This window comes from Streptomyces sp. NPDC048392 (assembly GCF_043200575.1).
In the GTDB taxonomy this organism is placed as follows: Bacteria; Actinomycetota; Actinomycetes; order Streptomycetales; family Streptomycetaceae; genus Streptomyces.
Window position 1 is genome coordinate 448,253 of sequence record NZ_JBICYB010000001.1, and the last position, 19,917, is coordinate 468,169.

Consider the following 19,917-nt stretch of genomic DNA (forward strand, 5'->3'; position numbering starts at 1 on the left):
CCACCGCAAGGGGAGGAACGGATGACACCCGCGAACCACCAGGACCCGGCCCGGGTCCAGGCTTCGTCACAGCCCTCGCACGCGCCCGAACTCCGCGCCGCCGCCCGCGGCCTGGGCCGCCGGCGCTTTTTGACCGTCACCGGCGCCGCCGCCGCACTCGCCTTCTCCGTGAACCTGCCGGCCGCCGGCACCGCGAGCGCCGCCGAACTGGACCCCGCGCAGCTCTCCGACGACCCCTTCACACTCGGCGTCGCCTCGGGCGACCCGCAGCCCGGCTCCGTCCTGCTGTGGACGCGCCTGGCACCCGCCCCGTACCAGGCCGACGGCGGACTGCCCGCCAAACGCGTCGACGTGAGCTGGGAGGTGGCCCTGGACGAACGGTTCCGCCGCGTCGTCAGAAGAGGCCGGGCCACCGCCCACCCCGAGTTCCACCACACCGTGCACGTCGAGGTCGACCACCTCGCGCCCGGCCACGTCTACCACTACCGCTTCCGCGCCGGCCGCTTCCTCAGCCCGGCCGGCCGCACCCGCACCGCGCCGCCGCGGCACAGCCGGGTCTCGGACCTCACCTTCGGCCTGGTCTCCTGCCAGCGCTACGACCAGGGCTACTACACCGCGTACAAGCACCTGGCCCAGGAGGACGTGGACGTCGTCTTCCACCTCGGCGACTACCTCTACGAGTACGCCGTGAACGCCACCGGCGGCTCCCGCGCCTACCCCGCGGGCACTCTGCCCGCCCACTTCGACCACGAGACGGTGACGCTGGAGGACTACCGCCTGCGGTACGCCCTCTACAAGTCGGACCCCGACCTGCGCGCCGCGCACGCCGCGCACCCGTTCATCGTCACCTGGGACGACCACGAGACCGAGAACAACTACGCCGACCAGACCCCGGAGAACAGTGTCCCGGCGGAGGAGTTCCTCATCCGCCGGGCCGCCGCCTACCGGGCCTACTGGGAGAACATGCCGCTGCGCCGCCCCCAGCTGCCGGACGGTCCCGACCTCAGGCTCTACCGCCGCCTGCACTGGGGGCGGCTGGCCCAGTTCGACGTGCTCGACACCCGCCAGTACCGCTCGAACCAGGCGTACGGCGACGGCTGGCAGTTCCCCGGCCCCGAGTCGGAGAACCCGAGCCGCACGCTCACCGGCGACGCCCAGGAGCGCTGGCTGATCAACGGCTGGCACCGGTCGGACGCCCTGTGGAACGTGGTGCCCCAGCAGGTCACCTTCTCGCAGCGGTACAACACGACCGCCACGCCGTCCAAGGTCTCCATGGACTCCTGGGACGGTTACCCGGCCTCCCGCGAGCGCGTCCTGGCCGGCGCGCGGGCCGCCGGGATCGAGAACCTCATGGTCCTCACCGGCGACGTGCACGTCTCCTACGGCTTCGACATCAAGCGCGACTTCTCCGACCCGGACTCCCCGACCCTGGGCACGGAGATCGTCACCACCTCCGTGACCAGCGGCCGCGACGGCTCGGAGAAGCCGTCCAACTGGGACACCCTCATGACCGCCAACCCTCACCTGAGGTTCTTCAACGGGCGGCGCGGCTACGCGACGGTGTCACTGGGCCGCGAGTCGGCGCGCGCCGACTTCAAGACCGTGTCCCACGTGAGCACCGAGGGCGCGCCGCTCACGACCGCCGGGTCCTTCGTGACCGAGGTGGGGGAGCAGGGGCTCAAGCCGGCGTGACGACCGGCTCCTCCGCCTCTCCCGGGTAGCGGACGCCGACGCGGTCCCGGATCGCGTCGAGCGTCCGCATCACGGCCAGCGTGCCGTCGAGCGGGACCAGCGGGGACTCGGTCTCCCCGGCGCGTAGTGCCCGCATCACCTCCCGGGCCTCGTGCTTGAGGCTGGAGCGGGGCCCGTCGGCCGGGTCGGCCCGGAACTCCTGCGGGTCCCTGCCGTCCCGGTGCAGTACGAAGTGGTCCGGGAAGAAGAAGCCGTACGGGACGTCGATACGGCCCTCGGAGCCGGTGACCGACGCGGAGTTGGGCGTACCGCCCGTGATGGAGCAGTGCACCGACGCGAGGGCGCCGCTCGCGTAGGAGAGCAGCGCACCCGTCTGGAGATCGACGCCCTCGTCCGAGAGCACCGCGCGCGCCGCGATGTCCGACGGCTCGCCGAGCAGCAGCTGCGCGAACGACACCGGGTAGACACCCAGGTCGAGCAGCGCGCCGCCGCCCTGCGCGGGGTCCCGGAGCCGGTGCGCGGGCGGGAAGGGGCCCGCCAGTCCGAAGTCGGCCTGGAGGCTGCGGACCTCGCCGATTGCGCCGTCGTCGACCAGCGCCTTCAGCCGCCGCACCAGCGGGTTGCAGTACATCCACATCGCTTCCATCAGGAAGCCGCCGTTTCCGCGGGCGAGCGCGACCAGCTCCTCCGCCTCGCGCAGGTTCAGCGTGAACGGCTTCTCGCACAGCACGTTCCGGCCCGCCTCCAGGCACAGGCCGGCCGCGGTCCGGTGCGCCGAGTGCGGGGTCGCGACGTACACCACGTCGACGTCCTCGTCCCGCGCCAGCGTCTCCCAGCCGCCGTAGGCCCGCGGTATCCCGAACCGCTCCGCGAACGCCTTCGCAGGCGCCTCCGTCCGCGAGGCCACCGCCACGACCTCCGCGTCCGGCAGATCGACCAGATCCGCCGTGAACGTCGCCGCCATCCCACCGGTCGCCAGAATCCCCCAGCGCACCTTCTGCCCGGTCACCGCTGACACCCTGCCCCACCCTCGCTCAGGTTCGTTCGAGTCTGTTCGTTCAAGTGCGTACGAGCTGAGAGCATAGGCGGCGGATCTGCAGAAGAGGGAGGGGCTCATGCCCGAGCGCGGGCCGTCGATACCGCACGAGTCACCGGACATGACAACGACGCGAACGGCGCGAACAGCGCGAACGCAACAGACTTCGCAGGTGGGGACCGCGAAACCCGTACGGGCGGCCGGACCGGGACCGGCCGGCCGCCCGCTGCCCGCCGCCCGCCGCACCGGTCTGCTCGTCACACTCATCCTCGGCAGCCTGACCGCGACGCCGCCGCTGGCGATGGACATGTACCTCCCCTCGCTCCCGGAGGTCACCCGGTCCCTGCACGCGCCCGCCGCGACCGTCCAGCTCACGCTCACCGCCTGCCTCGCCGGCATGGCCCTCGGGCAGATCGTGGTCGGCCCGATGAGCGACAAGTGGGGACGCCGGCGCCCGCTGCTGGGCGGACTCGCCGTCTACGTCGTCGCCACCGCCCTGTGCGCCTTCGCGCCCACCGTCGAACTCCTCGTCGCCTTCCGGCTGGTGCAGGGCCTCGCGGGCGCCGCCGGGATCGTCATCGCCCGCGCCGTCGTACGCGACCTGTACGACGGCGTGGCCATGGCCCGCTTCTTCTCCACCCTCATGCTGATCTCCGGCGTCGCGCCGGTCGTCGCGCCGCTCATCGGCGGGCAGATCCTGCGCGTGACGGACTGGCGGGGCGTGTTCGCCGTCCTCGTCGTGGTCGGCGTGGTGCTGGGCGCGATCGTGTGGGCGAAGCTGCCGGAGACGCTGCCCGTCGGGGAACGCCACGCGGGCGGCGTCGGCGACACCCTGCGAGCGATGCGCGGCCTGCTCGCCGACCGGGCCTTCACCGGGTACATGCTCGCGGGCGGCTTCGCCTTCGCCTCGCTGTTCGCCTACGTCGCGGCCTCGCCGTTCGTCATGCAGGAGATCTACGGAGCCTCTCCGCAGACGTTCAGTCTGCTGTTCGGGCTCAACTCCGTCGGCCTCGTCGTGGTCGGCCAGGTCAACGGCAAGATCCTCGTCGGACGGGTCCGTCTCGACCGGGTGCTCGGGCTCGGCCTCGTCGTCGTGATCGCCGCCGCGACCGCGCTGCTGCTGATGTCCCTGGGCGTCTTCGGCGAGGTCGGACTCGTGCCGGTCGCCGCCGCGCTGTTCGTGCTGATGTCCGCGATGGGCATCAGCCTCCCCAACACCCAGGCCCTCGCCCTGATGCGGGTCAGGAAGTCCGCCGGCTCCGCCTCCGCGCTGCTCGGCACGTCCTCCTTCCTCATCGGCGCGGTCGCCTCCCCGCTCGTCGGGATCGCGGGGGAGGACACCGCGGTCCCGATGGCCGTCGTCCAGCTGGTGGCCGCGGTGGTGGCGCTCGGCTTCCTCGTGACCATGTGCCGCCCCACGGCCGGGCGCACCGCCGGGCAGGGAGCGGACAACTGAGCGCGCCCAGACTGCGCAGCGACACCCCGGAGCGGGCCGGACTCGACCCCGGGCAGCTCCGACGTGTCGTCACCCAGGTGCACGACCTCACCACCGGCGAACGCCCCTGGGCCGCTGGCGCCGTCGTGGCCGTCGGACGCGGACCCGTGCTCGCCGTCGAGGCGGCGGCCGGCTGGGCCGTGCGCTACGCCTCCTACGACCCGCGCACCGACACGGGCGTGGAACTGCCGGCGGACTCCCGGGTGCCGGCGACCGTGGACACGCCCTTCGACCTCGCGTCCCTGACGAAGCTGTTCACCGCGGTCGCCGCCGTGCAGCAGATCGAGCGGGGCACACTCGGCATCGACGCGGAGGCCGGCGCCTACCTTCCGGACTTCCGGGCCGCGGCCCGGCACCGCGTCACCGTACGGCAGCTGCTCACCCACACCTCCGGGCTGAGGCCCGAACTGCCGCTGTACGACTGCGCCGACGACGCGGAACGGCTGCGGCGGCTGCGCGCCGAGCCGCCCGTGGGGGTGCCCGGCACGTACTGCTACTCGGACCTGAACACGCTGCTCCTCCAGCAGGTCCTGGAACGGATCACCGGCCGCGCCCTCGACGTCCTCGTCCGTGACGGGATCACCCGGCCGCTGGGCATGACGGCGACGCGCTTCGGACCGTGCCCGGGCGCGGCCGCCACGGAGGACCAGCGGCGGCCGTGGGCCAAGGCGGACCGGGGGATGCTGCGCGGGGTCGTCCACGACGAGAACGCGTGGGCGCTGGGCGGGGTGGCCGGGCACGCGGGGCTGTTCTCGACGGGCCGGGACCTCGCGGTGTTCTGCCGGGCGCTGCTCGCGGGCGGCTCCCACGGGCCCGCGCGCATCCTCGGCCCCGACTTCGTGGAGCTGCTCCTGACCGCACCGGGGCTCGGCTTCGCCCTCGACCAGCCGTGGTTCATGGGCGAGCTGGCGGGGCGCGGTGCGGCCGGACACACCGGCTTCACCGGCACGATGCTGGTCCTCGACCGGGCGACGGACACCTTCGCGATCCTCCTCGCCAACACGGTCCACCCACGCCGCCGCGCCCCGGCCAACGGGCCCCGCGCGGCGCTGTGCACCCGGGTGGCGCGGGCGGTGCGGGTCTGAGAGTGCCCGCTCCCGCCCCCGGCCCTGGGCGGTCGTGTCTCCTCCGGTGTCCGAGCGGCCGGGAGGCGCCCCGCGACGAGTGTGCCCAGACGCGGGTCGACGTCGCGGTGGTCGTCGACGTCGTAGCCGCCGTCGGCCGGACCGCGCATCCGCCCCGCCCCGCGTCCGCGCGGGGTGGCCTGGGAACGCCGGTCCCCCGGGCCGCCTCGTACAATCGCCGGGTGAACGCCCCCGCCGCCCCCGCCGACACCCTGCGGGCCGCCCTCGCCGACCTCGTCGACGGGCTGCCTCCCCGGCAGGCCGGGCAGGCCGTGGAGCGGCTGATCGCCAGTTACCGCGGGGACACCCCGACCGACGCCCCCATCCTGCGCGACCGCGCCGACGTCGTCGCCTACGCCGCGTACCGCATGCCCGCGACCTTCGCCGCGGTGCGCTCGGCGCTGGCCGCGTTCGCCGAGGCCGTACCGGGATGGGCGCCCGGCAGCCACGTGGACGCGGGCGGGGGGACCGGCGCCGCGACCTGGGCCGTCAGCGACACCTGGGACGGGGCGCGTCCGGTGACCGTGCTCGACTGGGCCGAACCCGCGCTGGCCCTCGGCCGGGAGATCGCCGCCTCGCTCCCGGCCCTGCGCGACGTCCGCTGGCAGCGCGCCCGGATCGGAGCGGCGCTCACCCTCCCGGACGCCGATCTCGTCACCGTCTCCTACGTACTCAACGAGCTGACCGCTTCCGACCGCGCCGCCCTCGTCGACACCGCCGCCGGTGCCGCGCGGGCCGTGGTGATCGTGGAGGCCGGTACCCCCGCCGGTTACGCCCGCGTCATCGAGGCCCGCGACCGGCTGATCGCCGCCGGGTTCCACGTCGCCGCGCCCTGTCCGCACAGCGCCGCCTGCCCCATCGTGCCGGGCACGGACTGGTGCCACTTCGCGGCCCGCGTCAGCCGCTCCTCCCTGCACCGGCAGGTCAAGAGCGGTTCCCTCGCCTACGAGGACGAGAAGTTCAGCTACGTCGCCGCCACCCGGCTCCCGGCCTCCCCGGCCCCCTCACGTGTGGTCCGGCGTCCGCGGCTGCGCAAGGGCCAGGTCCTGCTCGACCTCTGCGAGCCCGACGAGCAGCTGCGCCGCCGCACGGTCACCAAGCGCCACGGCGACCTGTACAAGGCCGCGCGCGACGCGGCCTGGGGCGACCCCTGGCCGGCCGGGGACGACTGACGGCGGACCGTCAACCCCGCCGCCGAGTAGGGTCACCGGCGGCCCGACGACCTGGAAGTGGACCTCCCGTGGAACGTGAAGCGCACCGCGCCCTGCGGATCGTGATCGCCGAGGACGATCCGCTGCTGCGCGAGGGCCTGGCCCTGCTGCTGCGCGCCGAGGGGCTCGACGTGGTGGCCACCGCGGACACCGCCGAGTCGGTGCTCCGGGCCGTCGACGAGCACGAACCCGACGTGGCCATCCTGGACGTGCGCATGCCGCCCACGCACACCGACGAAGGGGTCCGCGCGGCCGTCGAGGCGCGGCGGCGCCGTCCCGCGCTCGCCGTCCTGGTGCTCTCCGCCTACGTGGAGCAGTCCTTCGCCACCGACCTGCTGACCGGCGGGGTGGGCGGCCTCGGCTACCTGCTCAAGGAACGCGTCGGCCGGGTGGAGGAGTTCATGGACGCGCTCGGCCGGGTCGCGGGCGGCGGCACCGCCATCGACCCGGAGGTCGTCGCCCAGCTGTTCACCCGGACCCGCCAGGACACCCGCCTGGAACGCCTCAGCCCCCGCGAGCGCGAGGTGCTCGCCCTGATGGCCGAGGGCCTGGGCAACAGCGCCATCGCCGGACGGCTCGTGGTCACCGACGGCGCGGTGCACAAGCACATCCGCAGCATCTTCGCCAAGCTCGACCTCTCCCCGGCCGACCAGGTCGACCGGCGGGTGGCGGCCGTCCTGCACTACCTGGAGAACGCGCGGGCACAGCCCCGCTGACGTCCCCGCCGACCGCCGGCCCCCCGACGCCCTGGGCTCATGACGCCTCACCGGGGGCGTCCGTCCCCCACCGGTCCTGTCGCCGCTCCCGCCGTCCCTCCTGCCGGCCTTCCCGCAGTGAGCGCAGCAGCTCCCGCTTCTGGGCCTGCGGGGACAGGCCGCCGCCGACGCGGCCGGTCCGGTCGCCGCCGCGCAGGGCGGTGCGGCCGAGCTTCCGGCGCGTGCCGCCGACGCCCAGCACGTTCCCGTTTCCACCTCGGGTCATGGATCGTCACCCTTCAGCTCAGAAAACGAGACGGTTCGTCTCGCGTTGCGTGTCTCCACTGTCGGCGAGACGGGCCGTCTTGTCAACCTGATAGCTTCGCACCATGGCCACCCAGAAATCCGCCCGCACCGCGACTCCCGCCTCCACGAGGCCGCACCCGGACGCCACCCGGCGCAGCCAGCGGTCCCGCCAGGCCATCTACGACGCCGCCCTCGCCCTGATCGGTGAGGTCGGCTACCCCAAGACCACCATCGAGGGCATCGCAGCCCGCGCCGGCGTCGGCAAGCAGACGATCTACCGCTGGTGGTCCTCGAAGGCGGAGGTCCTGCTGGAGGCCTTCCTCGACCTGGGCGAACAGGCCATCGAGGCGCAGGGCCAGGAGGCGGCGTACGCCATTCCGGACACCGGTGACATCGCCGCCGACCTCAAGGCCGTGCTGCGCGCCACCGTCGACCAGCTGTACGACCCGAAGTTCGAGGCGCCCTCCCGTGCGCTGGCCGCGGAGGGCCTCGTCAACGAACAGCTCGGCCGGGAGTTCGTCGCCAAGCTCCTGGAGCCGTCGCTGCAGCTCCATGTCGACCGCCTGCGCGCCGCCCAGGAGGCGGGCCAGGTGCGACCGGAGATCGACCCGCGCATCGCGCTGGAACTCTTCGTCTCGCCGCTCGCCCAGCGCTGGCTGCAGCACACGGCACCGGTCTCCTACGCCTACACCGACACACTCGTCGACTACGCGCTCCACGGACTCGCCCCCCGGTGACCGGAAGAACCCTGACAGCGGCCCTGACCGGCAGCCACTGACCGGCAGCCCCTGACGGCAATCACTGGCCGGCGACCCCGGTAAGGAAGGCTGACCAGGGGAGTCCGTCCCTTCGCGGCCCCGAAGCGCGAAATGGTGCGACCATAGGGCATGCTGGTGCGCACGACGGCGAGGCAAGGGGATAGATGAGCGCGGAGTTCGGCGGTCGGAGCGGCCTGCAGGGCAAACTCTCCTCGTGGCTGCGCGGACGCCGCCCCAGGGAGGCCGCCGGTGACGGTGGCCGTGAGGACCTGCTGCTCGCCGCCGCCGGTGCGGGGCTGCCCCTGGCCCCCGCCGCGCACCCCGCCGGATACCGTTGCTCGTGCGACCGCGTGGGCTGTCCCACCCCCGCCAGGCACCCGGTGTCGTTCGCGTGGCAGACGCAGTCCACCACCGACCGTGCGCAGATCGAGCGCTGGACCCGGCACCAGCCCGAGGCCAACTTCATCACCGCGACCGGCATGGTGCACGACGTCCTGGACGTGCCCCTGGAGGCCGGCCGCGAGGCGCTCCGGCGGCTGCTCGACGCCGGTGTCGAGGTCGGCCCGGTCGCCGAGAGCGACGACGGCCGCATGCTGCTGTTCACCCTCACCCGCGGTACCCCCGAGGACGAGGACGAGTGGTGGCCCTGCGAGCTGGACTGCCACCCCGAGACCATGGACGAGCACCCCGGGCTGCGCTGGCACTGCCGGGGCTCCTACGTCCTCGTACCGCCCGCCCGCCTGCCCGGCGAGCACCGCTCGGTGCACTGGGTGCGCGGCCCGGAGCACCCGCTGCCGGACCCGCTGACCCTCCTGGAGACCCTCACCGACGCCTGTGCCCGGCACACCGGTGAGGACAGCGACCACGCGGGCGCCGCCTGGCCCCTGCGCCGCTGAGGCCCCCGAACGGGCCGGGTCTACTCGCCCTTCCCCGACGTCAGCCCCTGGACGCGCCCCAGCACGGACACCTGCCCGTTCCCCGAGCCGTCCGCCGGGTCGAGCGCGACCTCGTTGGAGACGAACTCCATCGTCAGCGACTGCTTGATCTCGCCGTCCGTCAGCGCCAGCACGTCCCTGTTCGGCGTCGGCACGGACGCGCCCCGGGCGGCGGTCTGCTTCTCGAAGTGCCGCGTGGTGAAGAACACCAGCGCCCCGCCGTCCTTCGTACGCAGCGCCAGCGGCGCGTAGTCGCCGTTCGTCAGCGGCTCGTCGATGTACTGCGTGACCAGGCCGGGGCGGATCGACCGCTTCTCGCGCGACTCCCGCCAGGAACTGGTGTGCACGCCGTCCGCGAAGGTCTTCCCGCCGTCCTTCAGATACGTCGAGTAGCCCTTGCTCAGGCCGGCCGGCGGGACACTCACGTCGGTGGAGTTCGCCGGCACGGCCTCGGCCCAGCCGGCCTGGTCGGTCCTGAACCCGGGCACCTTGGCGGGGGCGACCAGCGTCAGGTACGCCGCCTGCCAGGTCTCGTCCAGACCGTCCCGGGTGAAGACCAGCAGCCAGCGGGCCGTCCCGCCCTTGTTGGCCCTGGTGTTTGCGACGAACCAGCGCGGCCAGCCCGCCTTCTTCGGGATCGTGAACTGCGCGTCGGTCAGCTCCAGCGGCGTGTGCGCCGGATTGCCGTCCGGGCTGTTGGCCCGGCCCGCCTTCAGCCGCGCCGAGTCGATGGCGGCCAGGGCGCCCGTGGTGTGGTCGGCGTCCAGGGAGGCGTCGTACGCCTCGTCGGCCTTGTTGTACGCGGCGGTGAACCGCTCCAGCGCCTTCGCGGCCTCGGCCCGGGTGGCCGCCGGGAGCACCTCGCGCTCACCGTGCACCACCACGCATCCGCTCGCCGTCAGCGACAGAGCGGTCGCCGAGGCGGATACGAGCGCGCACTTCTCAAGCCTGCGGGGCCTTCGAGGGCCGTGATCCCTGCTCATCAGGTTCCTTCACCTTCCCCTTCCCGGAGGCGAACCCTACCGGGGCGAGGAAGAGCGCGAGCGTCGGGACCAGGTACAGCAGCCACACCGTGACCTGGAGGACGGTCGGGTCCGGCTGGAAGTTGAACACGCCCTTGAGCAGGGTGCCGTACCAGCTCGACGGATCGACGGTGTCACTGACGTCGAAGGCCAGCCTCGTCAGCCCCGGCACGAGGTCGGCCTCCTGCAGGTCGTGCACGCCGTACGCCAGGACGCCCGCCGCCACGACGACCAGCATGCCGCCGGTCCAGGTGAAGAACCTGGCCAGGTTGATGCGCAGCGCGCCCCGGTAGAACAGCCAGCCGAGCAGGACCGCCGTGGCCAGCCCCAGAGCCACGCCGATCAGCGGGCGCGGGGTGCCGTCGCTCGCCGCGTGCACCGACGCCCACACGAACAGGGCCGTCTCCAGGCCCTCCCGGCCGACCGCCAGGAACGCGGTGGCCACCAGCGCACCGGTGCCCATCGCGAGGGCCGCGTCCAGCCTGCCGTGCAGCTCCGCCTTCAGGTGCCGGGCGGTGCGCCGCATCCAGAAGACCATCCACGTCACCAGGACCACCGCGAGGATGGACAGCGAACCGCCCAGCGCCTCCTGCGCCTTGAACGTCAGCTCCTGCGAGCCGAACTCCAGCGCGCAGCCGAAGCCGAGCGCCATGAGGAGCGCCACGCCGATACCCGCCCAGATGGGCTTCAGGGCGTCCCGGCGGCCCGTCTTGACCAGATAGGCGATGAGGATGCAGACGACGAGAGAGGCCTCCAGGCCCTCGCGCAGTCCGATGAGGTAGTTGGAGAACACGGTTACGCCTCCTTGCCGAACAGCGTGCTGCCCCACCAGTCGTCCGCGTCACGGACACCGGGCGGCACGGCGAAGACCGCCGAACCCACGTGCTGGACGTACTCGTTGAGCGCGTCCGACGCCAGGTTCCGCTGGACGGGGATGAAGCCGGTGCGGACGTCGCGCTGGTAGGCGAGGAAGAACAGGCCCGCGTCCAGGCGGCCCAGGCCGTCCGTGCCGTCGGTGAAGGAGTAGCCGCGGCGCAGCAGCGTCGCCCCGCCGTTGGAGTCGGGATGCGCCAGCCGCACGTGCGCGTCGGGCTTCATCGCCTTCAGGAACGGCTCGTCACGCTCCTTGGCCTTGCCGACCGGGGCGCCCTCCCTCTTGTCGCGGCCGAACACGTCCTCCTGCTCCTGCAGGGAGGTACGGTCCCAGGTCTCGATGTGCATGCGGATGCGCCGGGCGACGAGATACGAGCCACCGGCCATCCAGTCCGAGCCGTCCTTCCCGTCCACCCACACGAACTTCGCCAGCCGGTCCCGCTCCGTGCCCGCGATGTTGCGGGTGCCGTCCTTGAAGCCCAGCAGGTTGCGCGGCGTCTGCTCGTCGGGCGTCGTCGAGGACGTCTTGCCGAAGCCGAGCTGCGACCAGCGCACGACGACCTTGCCGAAGCCGATCCGGGCGAGGTTGCGGATCGCGTGCACGGCGACCTGGGGGTCGTCGGCACAGGCCTGGACGCACAGGTCGCCGCCACTGCGGGCCCGGTCCAGGTTGTCGCCCGCGAACTTCGGCAGGTCGACCAGCGCCTCGGGACGCCGGTCGCCGAGGCCGAACTTGCCGAACAGGGAAGGCCCGAAGCCGATGGTGAGGGTCAGCCGCGACGGCCTGAGGCCCAGCGCCTCGCCGGTGTCGTCCGGCGGAGCCTCGGCCAGTCCGCCGTAAGCGCCCTCGCCCACCGCGTGACCGGCGGTCATCCTGCGCGCCGCCGCCGTCCACTCCTTGAGCAGCGCGACGAACGCGGCGCGGTCCCCGGTCGTCACGTCGAACGCCGCGAAGTGCAGCCGGTCCTGCACCGGCGTGGCGATGCCCGCCTGGTGCGCCCCGTGGAAGGGGACGGCGGAGCCCGCGCCGTCAGCGGCCGGGCCCACGCCGTCGCCGGCCCGGTCCATCGCCACCGCCCCGCCGGCGGCCGCGGCGGCGCCGAGCGCGAGGCCCGCACCGCCCCAGCCGATCAGTGCCCGCCGGGACGGGGCGGGGGTGGGCCCGGGGAGATCGGTGTCCGTCATCGTCGCCTCTCCGCGCCTACTTGGTGACCACGGCGGCGGCGAGCTTGGACAGCGGCTCCGCGAGCGCGTTGACCGCGTCCGACAGCTCCTTGCGGTCCGCCTTGCCGACCTTGTCGTACGAGGTGAAGTCGTACGACGAGGTGTCCGGACGGTACCGGTCCAGCAGCTTGTCCAGCGCGGCGAACTGCCGGTCCAGCTCCGTCGTCAGCGCCGCGTCGTTCTCCTTGGCGACCGGCTTGAGCAGCGCGTACGACTTCTGCGCGCCCTCGACGTTGGCCTTGAAGTCGACCAGGTCGGTGTGCGAGTAGCGCTCCTCCTCGCCGGTGACCTTGCCGGTGGCGACCTCGTCGAGGAGTTCCTTGGCGCCGTTCGCCATGGAGGTGGGCGTGATCTCGGCCTTGCCGACCCGGTTCTGCCAGTCCTTCAGGTCGGTGACGAGCGTGCCGGCGAGTTCCTTCTCGCGGTCGCCGATCTCCTTGTCCTGCCACAGCGCCTTCTCCAGGCGGTGCCAGCCGGTCCAGTCGGTCGCCGGGTCCTGGCCCTCCTCCAGACCGTCCTCGCGGACGTCGACCTTCGGGTCGATGTCGCCGAAGGACTCCGCGACCGGTTCCGTGCGCTCCCAGCCGATGCGGGAGGGGGCGTACGCCTTCTTCGCGGCCTCCAGGTCACCGGCCCGGACGGCCTTCGCGAACGCCTCGGCCTTCGGCAGGGTCTCGTCGGCCTGCTGCTGCACGTACTGGCGGTAGGCGGCCACCGCCTCGTCCAGACGCGGGTCCCGCTCGGTGGCCTTGCCGCCGGTGGCCTTGACGTCCTGACGGATGCCCTTGCCCTTCATGCCGGGCTTGCAGGCGATCCGGTAGTCGCCGGGCTTCACCTCGGCGGTGACCCGCTGCTTGGTGCCGGGGCCGATGTTCTCCCGCTCGGTGACCACCCGGTCGTCGGGGAAGAGCAGGTAGACCTCGGTGACCTTGGAACCCTTGTTCTCGACGGCGAGTTCGACGTGACCGGCCGGGAACTCCGACTTCGACACCTCGCACTTGTCGTCCGTGGCCGTCACCGTGATGACGTGCTCACCGTCCTCGGCGCCGCTCTTCTCCGTGCAGCCCGTGACGGCCGCCAGGGTCGCTGCGGTGGCGACGGCGGTGACGACGGAGAGTCTGGCGGCTCGCATGCGGGCTCCAAGGGATGGCCGAAAGTACGCGTGACGGACCCCACAGGAAGGTGAGGCTGCCCTAACATACCTAAGGATTTCCTTAGTAAAACCCGCCCATACGGTGATCCGAATCTCATGGACGGTGTATGAGCACGGGCCGGTCACGATGACTCAACGCGGTGCCCATGGGGAGGTCAAGAGCGAGTCAAGGACGGGTGCCGCGTCGCGCCGGACGGCACGGGGTGCGGCACCGAGCGGCACGGGGTGCGGCACCGGGCGGGGACGGCGCGAGCCGCGGCCGCGGCGGCTCCGCGGCCATGCCCAGGTGGCCCACCGCCCGCGATGCTTGAATGCCCGGGTGACTGACTACGACGTACTGCGCGTCTTCTGTGCGCCGAACGGCGGATACGGCAACGAACTGGGCGTCGTCCGGGACGGATCCGTGCTGCCGGAGCCCGGGCGGCGGCAGGAGTTCGCCGCCGGGATCGGCTTCAGCGAGACCGTGTTCGTCGACGACCCTGAGCGCGGCGTCGTCGACATCTACACGCCCACCCTGCGCCTGCCGTTCGCCGGCTACCCCTGCGTGGGCGCCGCCTGGCTGCTCGACGTGCCCGAACTCGTCACGCGGGCCGGAGTGGTGGGCGCCCGGACGGACGGGGAGTTCAGCTGGATCGAGGCTCGCCCAGAGTGGGTCCCGCCGCGCACCCTGCGCCGGTACGCCACCGTCGCGGAGGTCGACGACCTGGCGGTGCCGCCGCCGGGGGAGTGGATCTACGCCTGGGCGTGGCAGGACGAGGCGGCGGGACGCGTGCGGGCGCGGGGCTTTCCGGGGCGGGACGACGGTATCGAGGAGGACGAGGCGACCGGGGCGGCGGCGCTGCTGCTGACCGCGCGGCTGGGGCGCGCCCTCAACATCACGCAGGGTGCCGGTTCGCAGATCCTCACGGCGCCGCAGCCCGAGGGCCGGGTCGAGGTCGGCGGGCGGGTGCGCCTGGAGCGGTGAAGGACACCCCGTATCGCACCCCCGTACGGGTGGAACAGCGTGTGCGCGCGGTGGTGAGGGGGGACCTCTGGGGCTGACCGCTCAGTCCCCGCGAGAGGAAACCCATGCGCATCCGCTCTGCCCTTGCCACGGTCCTGCTGACCGCCGCCATGACCGCCGGCGGCGCGGCGACCGCCACCGCCTTCGACGGCCCCCTGCACGGTGACGAGGACGCCACCTGCAGCCCGTACTTCGGCGCCATCACCACGGACAGCACCGGCGACCTGTACTTCGGCGGCATCAACTGCCGCAGCGACGACTACGACATCGACTGAGACCGGCCGCGGCAGTCGCGGTAGTGCGGCGGTCCCCTCGCGGCCTCGGGCCGGGAGGGGACCGCCGTCCTTCGCGCGTCGTGCGCGTCCCGCTCAGGCGGACAGCGGGAACTCCTCGCCCAGCGCCCGGAAGACCGCCGTGTTCAGCGCGAAGGCGCGCTTGCACTCGGCGACGACCCGCTGCTTCTCCAGATCGTCGGCGCGGAAGCCGTCCAGCAGTTCGCGGTACTCCCGCTTGAACGCGGCCGGGTTGGAGATCCCCTCGAAGACGTAGAAGCGGACCCCGTCGCCCTTCCTGGCGAAGCCCCACGTCCGCTCGGCCCTGTCGCGGATGATCTGCCCGCCCGACAGGTCGCCGAGGTAGCGCGTGTAGTGGTGGGCGACATACCCGCCGGGCCACCGGTCGGAGCACTCGCGTACCCGGGCCGCGTACGCCTCCGTCGCGGGCAGAGCGGCCAGCCCGGTGCGCCAGTCGGCTCCGCGCAGATGGGCCAGGTCCCGCTCCAGGGCGGGCAGCCGCAGCAGCTCGGGCCGGACGAAGGGCCCGGCCACCGGGTCCGACGCCAGCCGTCCGGCGCCGGCCTCCAGGGCTTCGTAGACGAACCACAGCTGCTCGGTGTAGCGCGCGTAGGCGTCCACGCCGAGCCGGCCGCCGAGCAGGTCGCTCATGAAGGTGGAGGTCTCCGCCTCCACGTGCTGCTCGTGGGAGGCCGTGCGGATGAGGGTCGAGAAGGAGTCCATGGGACCGATTTTCTTTGGTTAGGCTTACCTAAGTCAATATCCTTCCCGACTCATCGTCGGCAAAGATTCCGACAGGCTGTCGGTAAAACCCTACCCCGTACGGCACGCGAAAGCCCGCCCTCCGAAGAGAGCGGGCTCATGGTTCATGAGGTGCGGGCAGGCCTCAGGGCAGCGTCAGGATCTCCGCCCCCGAGTCCGTCACCACCAGCGTGTGCTCGAACTGCGCCGTCCGCCTGCGGTCCTTCGTCACGACCGTCCAGCCGTCGTCCCACATGTCGTACTCATGGGTCCCGAGCGTCAGCATCGGCTCGATCGTGAAGGTCATCCCGGGCTGGATGACGGTCGTCGCGTGCGGGCTGTCGTAGTGCGGGACGATGAGCCCCGAGTGGAACGACGTGTTGATCCCGTGGCCGGTGAAGTCCCGCACCACCCCGTACCCGAACCGTTTGGCGTACGACTCGATGACCCGGCCGATGATGTTGATCTGCCGCCCCGGCCTGACCGCCTTGATCGCGCGGGCCAGCGACTCCCGGGTCCGCTCGACCAGCAGCCGGCTCTCCTCGTCCACGTCGCCGACCGGGTACGTCGCGTTGTTGTCGCCGTGCACCCCGCCGATGTACGCCGTCACGTCGAGGTTCACGATGTCGCCGTCGCGCAGCACCGTGGAGTCGGGGATGCCGTGGCAGATGACCTCGTTGACCGAGCTGCACAGGGACTTGGGGAAACCCCGGTAGCCGAGCGTCGAGGGGTAGGCGCCGTGATCGCACATGTACGCGTGCGCCACCCGGTCCAGCTCGTCCGTCGTCACGCCGGGCGCGATGAGCTTGGCGGCCTCCTCCATCGCGCGCGCCGCGATCCGGCCGGCCACGCGCATCGCCTCGACCGTCTCGGGCGTCTGCACCTCCGGCCCGGTGTACGGCGCCGGCGCGGGTCTGCCGACGTACTCGGGCCGGCGGATGTTTCCGGGTACGGAACGGGTGGGAGACAGCTCCCCTGGTACGAGCGGTGACTGGCCAGACATGCGGCGAGTCTAACCAGCGGGCATGGGGGAACATGTCGGTGGCGAGAGGAGCTGTCCATGGCCCTGTTCAAGAAGCGCACGGTCGGCAAACCGGGCGAGTGGTACTACTGCCTGGAGCACCAGAAGGTCGAGGAGGGCCCGGACTGTCCGGGGAAGGACCGCTTCGGGCCGTACGCCTCCCGCGCGGAGGCCGAGCACGCGATGCGGACCGCCCGCGAGCGCAACCTCGAGTGGGAGAACGACCCCAGGTGGCACGACGCCTCCTCCGCGGGGCGCACGGACGAGGAGTGACCGACCGCTCGGACCGGTCACCCGCTCGGGCCGAGGGCCGTCCGGGCCGGTCACCCGCTCGGGCCGGTTCCCGCTCGCGCTGATGGCCCGCTCGGGCCGATCACCCGCTCGCGGCATCGGCTGCGCGCTTCTCGCGCAGCCGCACCGCGTGCTCGTTCGTCCGCACGTCGTACGTCATCATCGTCGGCAGGCACAGCGCCGGCAGCCCCACCGCGCCCGCGCACAGCAGTCCGCCCGACCACACCGACGCCCGCACCCGGGCGAGCGCGGCCGTGCCGCCCGCCCTGACCCGGCCGAGCTGCGGGCCCACCGAGTACGACAGCAGCTCGATCCCGGCGAGCCGGCCGCGCAGTCCGTACGCGCCAACCGGGCTTCCCGGTGGCCGTCACCGGCCGGACGAAGGGTCGGGCGTCACCAGCCGGACGGCGGCGGGGCCGTCAGATGGTCGGCCAGGCGGGAGAGGCGGTCCCGGAAACGGCGGCGGCCCCGGGGCGGCGGCACCGCGTTCTCCCCGGCCGACGCGCTGACCAGGTGCTGCACCGTGTCCAGGTCGAGCTCGGCGCCGTCCGGCACGGTCAGCGCCTCGTGCGCCATGGCGACCAGCTCCCGCTCGTCCGGGGCGCGGCCGGTACCCAGCGCCAGCACCGTCGCCCCGGCCCGGCGGGCGTCGTGCACCCGCTCCAGGAGCCGGGCGCCGGGGTCGTCCGGCGTCACCACGAGCAGCGTCTCCCCGCGCCGGGCCGCCGCCAGCCGCCCGAGCCCCACCGCGAGGTGCGCCGGGTCCGACGGGCGCGCGTCGTGCCGTACCAGTGTGGGCGCCAGCTCCGGCGTCCCCGACCAGGCGGCCTCGTCCACCAGGTGCGCCGCCAGGTGCCAGGGCTCGTGCTCGGCGGTGCCCACCAGCAGCAGACCGCCGCCGTGCGGCACCACCGAGCCCCGCAGCGCACCCGCGAACCTCCGGGTGGCACCCAGCCATTCGGTTCCGGCGAGCACTTCCCGCAGCAGCGCGACCCGTACGGCGTCCATGCGGTCGCATCCTGCCGCAACCCGGCCCGCCCGGTCCGCCGTTCGCCCCGGATTCACCCGGCCCGGGGACCGCCTCCCACCGCCCGGCACCCGTATCCGTGCGCCGGCCGGGGCGGACGTAGGGTCGGCCCATGACCTCTACCGACAGTGCTGCACAGAAGGCCCCCGCCAAGGACCCCTGGGACCTGCCCGACGTCTCCGGGCTGGTCGTCGGCGTGCTCGGCGGCACCGGCCCCCAGGGCAAGGGCCTCGCCTACCGCCTCGCCAAGGCCGGCCAGAAGGTGATCGTCGGCTCGCGCGCCGCCGAGCGCGCCGAGGCCGCCGCCGAGGAGATCGGCCACGGCGTCGAGGGCGCCGACAACGCGGAGACCGCCCGCCGCAGCGACGTCGTGATCGTCGCCGTGCCGTGGGAGGGCCACGGCAAGACCCTCGCATCCCTGCGCGAGGAACTGTCCGGCAAGCTCGTCGTCGACTGCGTCAACCCGCTCGGCTTCGACAAGAAGGGCGCCTACGCGCTCAAGCCCGAGGAGGGCAGCGCCGCCGAACAGGCCGCCGCCCTGCTGCCCGGCAGCCGGGTCGCCGCCGCCTTCCACCACCTCTCGGCGGTGCTCCTCCAGGACCCGGAGACCGACGAGATCGACACCGACGTGATGGTGCTCGGCGAGGAGCGCGCCGACGTGGAGATCGTTCAGGCCCTGGCCGGGCGCATCGCCGGCATGCGCGGCGTCTTCGCCGGGCGGCTGCGCAACGCCCACCAGGTCGAGTCCCTGGTCGCCAACCTGATCTCCGTCAACCGCCGCTACAAGGCACACGCCGGGCTCCGCCTCACCGACGTGTGAGGCGATGGGGGACACTGGTGGGTGCCGCCAGTACCGCAGCACCCGCACGTGTCCCCCCGACAGGAGCCCGCCCCATGCCCCGCCTCGCCCTCTACGCCCTGGCCGTCTGCGTCCTCGCCGTGGCCGCCGCCGTCGTCTCCTTCGTGCGGGGCAGCGTGCTGATCGGCGTCGTGTGGATACTGCTGTCGGGGCTGTCGTCCAACATGTGCTGGTACTACGTCAAGCGCGGCCGGGACGCCCGCCGCGCCGCGTCGTCGACGTCAGTCACCGGCTGAACGGCGTCAGCCGCCCGGCGTGCACAGCGGGTCGGTCTGCCAGAAGCGGTACAGCTCGAAGCCGCAGTACGTGTCGACCTCGCCGATCCCCAGCCCGCCCAGGAGCGCGTCGATCACGTCGAAGAACACGCCGTTGAGTGCCGGGATCCACAGCAGCGCGAACACGATCAGCAGCCCGAACGGCGCGAGCGGCTCCACCTGCCGCCGCACGTTGTACGACAGCCACGGTTCGATCACCCCGTAGCCGTCCAGGCCCGGCACCGGCAGGGAGTTCAGGATCGCGGCCGTCACCTGGAGCAGGGCGAGGAAGGCCAGCGCCAGCCGGAAGTCGCGCGGCACGCCGTCCAGGGCGTCCAGCCAGAAGGGGGCCGTGCACACCGCGGCGAACAGCACGTTCGTCAGCGGGCCCGCCGCCGAGATCAGACTGTGCCGCCACCGCCCGCGGATCCGCCCGCGCTCGATGAAGACGGCACCGCCCGGCAGCCCGATCCCGCCCATGATCACGAAGAGGACGGGGAGCACGATGCTCAGCAGGGCGTGGGTGTACTTCACCGGGTTCAGCGTGAGGTAGCCCTTGGCTCCGACCGAGATGTCGCCGCTGTGCAGCGCGGTGCGGGCGTGCGCGTACTCGTGCAGGCACAGGGACACGACCCACGCGGCCGTCACGAACAGGAACACGGCCGGCCCCGGCTGTTCGGCGAACCCGGTCCAGGAGGCCCAGCCGGTGACCGCCGCGACGGCGACGATCCCGAGGAAGACGGGACTGATCCGCCGGTCACTGGGGCGGGCGGTGGCGGTGGACATGGAACTCCCTGGCTGTCGGACACGCGGGGCACCTGCGGGACTGCCCGACCGTACCGGGCGCACGGGGAGAACGTCTCGCGGGTGGCGGTCGGTTCCGGGAAGCGGCCTGGTCCGACGG

22 protein-coding genes and 1 pseudogene are annotated in these 19,917 nt (G+C 72.9%); 12 read left to right on the forward strand and 11 right to left on the reverse strand.

What is annotated here, in order from left to right:
• The first annotated feature begins 21 nt into the window (after positions 1-21).
• A complete protein-coding gene (locus ACGFYH_RS01915) occupies positions 22-1,692 on the forward strand; it encodes an alkaline phosphatase D family protein (RefSeq protein ID WP_393801155.1) in 1,671 nt (556 codons plus the stop codon).
• Here ACGFYH_RS01915 and ACGFYH_RS01920 read toward each other — a convergent pair.
• Entirely contained in the window at positions 1,679-2,701 is a 1,023-nt protein-coding gene (locus ACGFYH_RS01920) for a Gfo/Idh/MocA family protein (protein ID WP_393801156.1), read from the reverse strand. The two genes, ACGFYH_RS01915 and ACGFYH_RS01920, sit on opposite strands and share 14 nt — an antisense overlap.
• 106 nt (positions 2,702-2,807) lie before the next feature.
• Here ACGFYH_RS01920 and ACGFYH_RS01925 point away from each other — a divergent pair, with 106 nt between their 5' ends.
• From ACGFYH_RS01925 to ACGFYH_RS01940, 4 genes are all read left to right on the forward strand, one after another.
• Entirely contained in the window at positions 2,808-4,184 is a 1,377-nt protein-coding gene (locus ACGFYH_RS01925; protein ID WP_393801157.1) for a multidrug effflux MFS transporter, read from the forward strand.
• A complete protein-coding gene (locus tag ACGFYH_RS01930; RefSeq protein ID WP_393801158.1) occupies positions 4,136-5,308 on the forward strand; it encodes a serine hydrolase domain-containing protein in 1,173 nt (390 codons plus the stop codon). The genes ACGFYH_RS01925 and ACGFYH_RS01930 overlap by 49 nt, the downstream gene beginning before the upstream one ends.
• 221 nt (positions 5,309-5,529) lie before the next feature.
• Entirely contained in the window at positions 5,530-6,519 is a 990-nt protein-coding gene (locus tag ACGFYH_RS01935; protein ID WP_393801159.1) for a small ribosomal subunit Rsm22 family protein, read from the forward strand.
• A gap of 92 nt (positions 6,520-6,611) precedes the next feature.
• The gene (locus tag ACGFYH_RS01940; RefSeq protein WP_393801513.1) at positions 6,612-7,274 is read left to right on the forward strand and encodes a response regulator transcription factor; all 663 of its coding nucleotides are present in this window, start codon (positions 6,612-6,614) and stop codon (positions 7,272-7,274) included.
• A gap of 37 nt (positions 7,275-7,311) precedes the next feature.
• Here the strand turns inward: ACGFYH_RS01940 and ACGFYH_RS01945 are convergent, their stop codons facing one another.
• Positions 7,312-7,539: a DUF6243 family protein gene (locus ACGFYH_RS01945; RefSeq protein WP_393801160.1), complete on the reverse strand. Its 228-nt coding sequence runs from the start codon at positions 7,537-7,539 to the stop codon at positions 7,312-7,314.
• Between the two features lie 103 nt (positions 7,540-7,642).
• Here ACGFYH_RS01945 and ACGFYH_RS01950 point away from each other — a divergent pair, with 103 nt between their 5' ends.
• Complete coding sequence (locus ACGFYH_RS01950; RefSeq protein ID WP_393801161.1) at positions 7,643-8,296, forward strand: TetR/AcrR family transcriptional regulator; 654 nt, start codon at positions 7,643-7,645, stop codon at positions 8,294-8,296.
• A 185-nt stretch (positions 8,297-8,481) separates the two neighbouring features.
• A complete protein-coding gene (locus ACGFYH_RS01955; protein WP_393801162.1) occupies positions 8,482-9,213 on the forward strand; it encodes a bifunctional DNA primase/polymerase in 732 nt (243 codons plus the stop codon).
• A 20-nt stretch (positions 9,214-9,233) separates the two neighbouring features.
• Here the strand turns inward: ACGFYH_RS01955 and ACGFYH_RS01960 are convergent, their stop codons facing one another.
• The 4 genes from ACGFYH_RS01960 to efeO are packed head-to-tail and all read right to left on the reverse strand — an operon-like array spanning position 9,234 to position 13,503.
• Positions 9,234-10,235, reverse strand: a complete 1,002-nt coding sequence (locus ACGFYH_RS01960; protein ID WP_393801163.1) for a hypothetical protein — start codon at positions 10,233-10,235, stop codon at positions 9,234-9,236.
• Complete coding sequence (gene efeU / locus ACGFYH_RS01965) at positions 10,195-11,067, reverse strand: iron uptake transporter permease EfeU (protein WP_393801164.1); 873 nt, start codon at positions 11,065-11,067, stop codon at positions 10,195-10,197. The genes ACGFYH_RS01960 and efeU overlap by 41 nt, the downstream gene beginning before the upstream one ends.
• 2 nt (positions 11,068-11,069) lie before the next feature.
• Entirely contained in the window at positions 11,070-12,332 is a 1,263-nt protein-coding gene (efeB, locus tag ACGFYH_RS01970; protein ID WP_393801165.1) for an iron uptake transporter deferrochelatase/peroxidase subunit, read from the reverse strand.
• 16 nt (positions 12,333-12,348) lie between these two features.
• The gene (gene efeO / locus ACGFYH_RS01975) at positions 12,349-13,503 is read right to left on the reverse strand and encodes an iron uptake system protein EfeO (RefSeq protein ID WP_393801166.1); all 1,155 of its coding nucleotides are present in this window, start codon (positions 13,501-13,503) and stop codon (positions 12,349-12,351) included.
• A gap of 340 nt (positions 13,504-13,843) precedes the next feature.
• Here efeO and ACGFYH_RS01980 point away from each other — a divergent pair, with 340 nt between their 5' ends.
• Together ACGFYH_RS01980 and ACGFYH_RS01985 are read left to right on the forward strand one after the other, a co-directional pair.
• Positions 13,844-14,488, forward strand: coding sequence for a PhzF family phenazine biosynthesis protein (locus ACGFYH_RS01980; protein ID WP_393801167.1), 645 nt, complete (start codon positions 13,844-13,846; stop codon positions 14,486-14,488).
• A 104-nt stretch (positions 14,489-14,592) separates the two neighbouring features.
• The gene (locus tag ACGFYH_RS01985) at positions 14,593-14,802 is read left to right on the forward strand and encodes a hypothetical protein (RefSeq protein ID WP_393801168.1); all 210 of its coding nucleotides are present in this window, start codon (positions 14,593-14,595) and stop codon (positions 14,800-14,802) included.
• Between the two features lie 93 nt (positions 14,803-14,895).
• Here ACGFYH_RS01985 and ACGFYH_RS01990 read toward each other — a convergent pair whose 3' ends face one another.
• Together ACGFYH_RS01990 and map are read right to left on the reverse strand one after the other, a co-directional pair.
• On the reverse strand, positions 14,896-15,543 hold the full coding sequence (locus tag ACGFYH_RS01990; RefSeq protein WP_393801169.1) for a heme oxygenase (biliverdin-producing): 648 nt from the start codon (positions 15,541-15,543) through the stop codon (positions 14,896-14,898).
• 163 nt (positions 15,544-15,706) lie between these two features.
• Positions 15,707-16,564 (reverse strand): type I methionyl aminopeptidase, encoded by an 858-nt coding sequence (gene map / locus ACGFYH_RS01995; RefSeq protein WP_393801170.1) that lies wholly within the window; start codon positions 16,562-16,564, stop codon positions 15,707-15,709.
• A 57-nt stretch (positions 16,565-16,621) separates the two neighbouring features.
• On the opposite strand from map, the gene ACGFYH_RS02000 reads away from it, so the two are divergent.
• Positions 16,622-16,855 carry a hypothetical protein gene (locus ACGFYH_RS02000; protein WP_393801171.1) on the forward strand — a complete coding sequence of 78 codons (234 nt, stop codon included), beginning with the start codon at positions 16,622-16,624 and terminating at the stop codon, positions 16,853-16,855.
• A 100-nt stretch (positions 16,856-16,955) separates the two neighbouring features.
• Here the strand turns inward: ACGFYH_RS02000 and ACGFYH_RS02005 are convergent.
• Positions 16,956-17,207: pseudogene (locus ACGFYH_RS02005) on the reverse strand (MFS transporter); the annotation flags it as partial.
• A gap of 59 nt (positions 17,208-17,266) precedes the next feature.
• Complete coding sequence (locus tag ACGFYH_RS02010) at positions 17,267-17,881, reverse strand: vWA domain-containing protein (protein ID WP_393801172.1); 615 nt, start codon at positions 17,879-17,881, stop codon at positions 17,267-17,269.
• Between the two features lie 131 nt (positions 17,882-18,012).
• On the opposite strand from ACGFYH_RS02010, the gene npdG reads away from it, so the two are divergent.
• Together npdG and ACGFYH_RS02020 are read left to right on the forward strand one after the other, a co-directional pair.
• Positions 18,013-18,720: an NADPH-dependent F420 reductase gene (npdG, locus tag ACGFYH_RS02015; protein ID WP_393801173.1), complete on the forward strand. Its 708-nt coding sequence runs from the start codon at positions 18,013-18,015 to the stop codon at positions 18,718-18,720.
• Between the two features lie 74 nt (positions 18,721-18,794).
• Positions 18,795-18,995: a hypothetical protein gene (locus tag ACGFYH_RS02020; protein ID WP_393801174.1), complete on the forward strand. Its 201-nt coding sequence runs from the start codon at positions 18,795-18,797 to the stop codon at positions 18,993-18,995.
• A 6-nt stretch (positions 18,996-19,001) separates the two neighbouring features.
• Here the strand turns inward: ACGFYH_RS02020 and ACGFYH_RS02025 are convergent, their stop codons facing one another.
• Positions 19,002-19,799, reverse strand: a complete 798-nt coding sequence (locus ACGFYH_RS02025; RefSeq protein ID WP_393801175.1) for a site-2 protease family protein — start codon at positions 19,797-19,799, stop codon at positions 19,002-19,004.
• Positions 19,800-19,917: the final 118 nt, after the last annotated feature.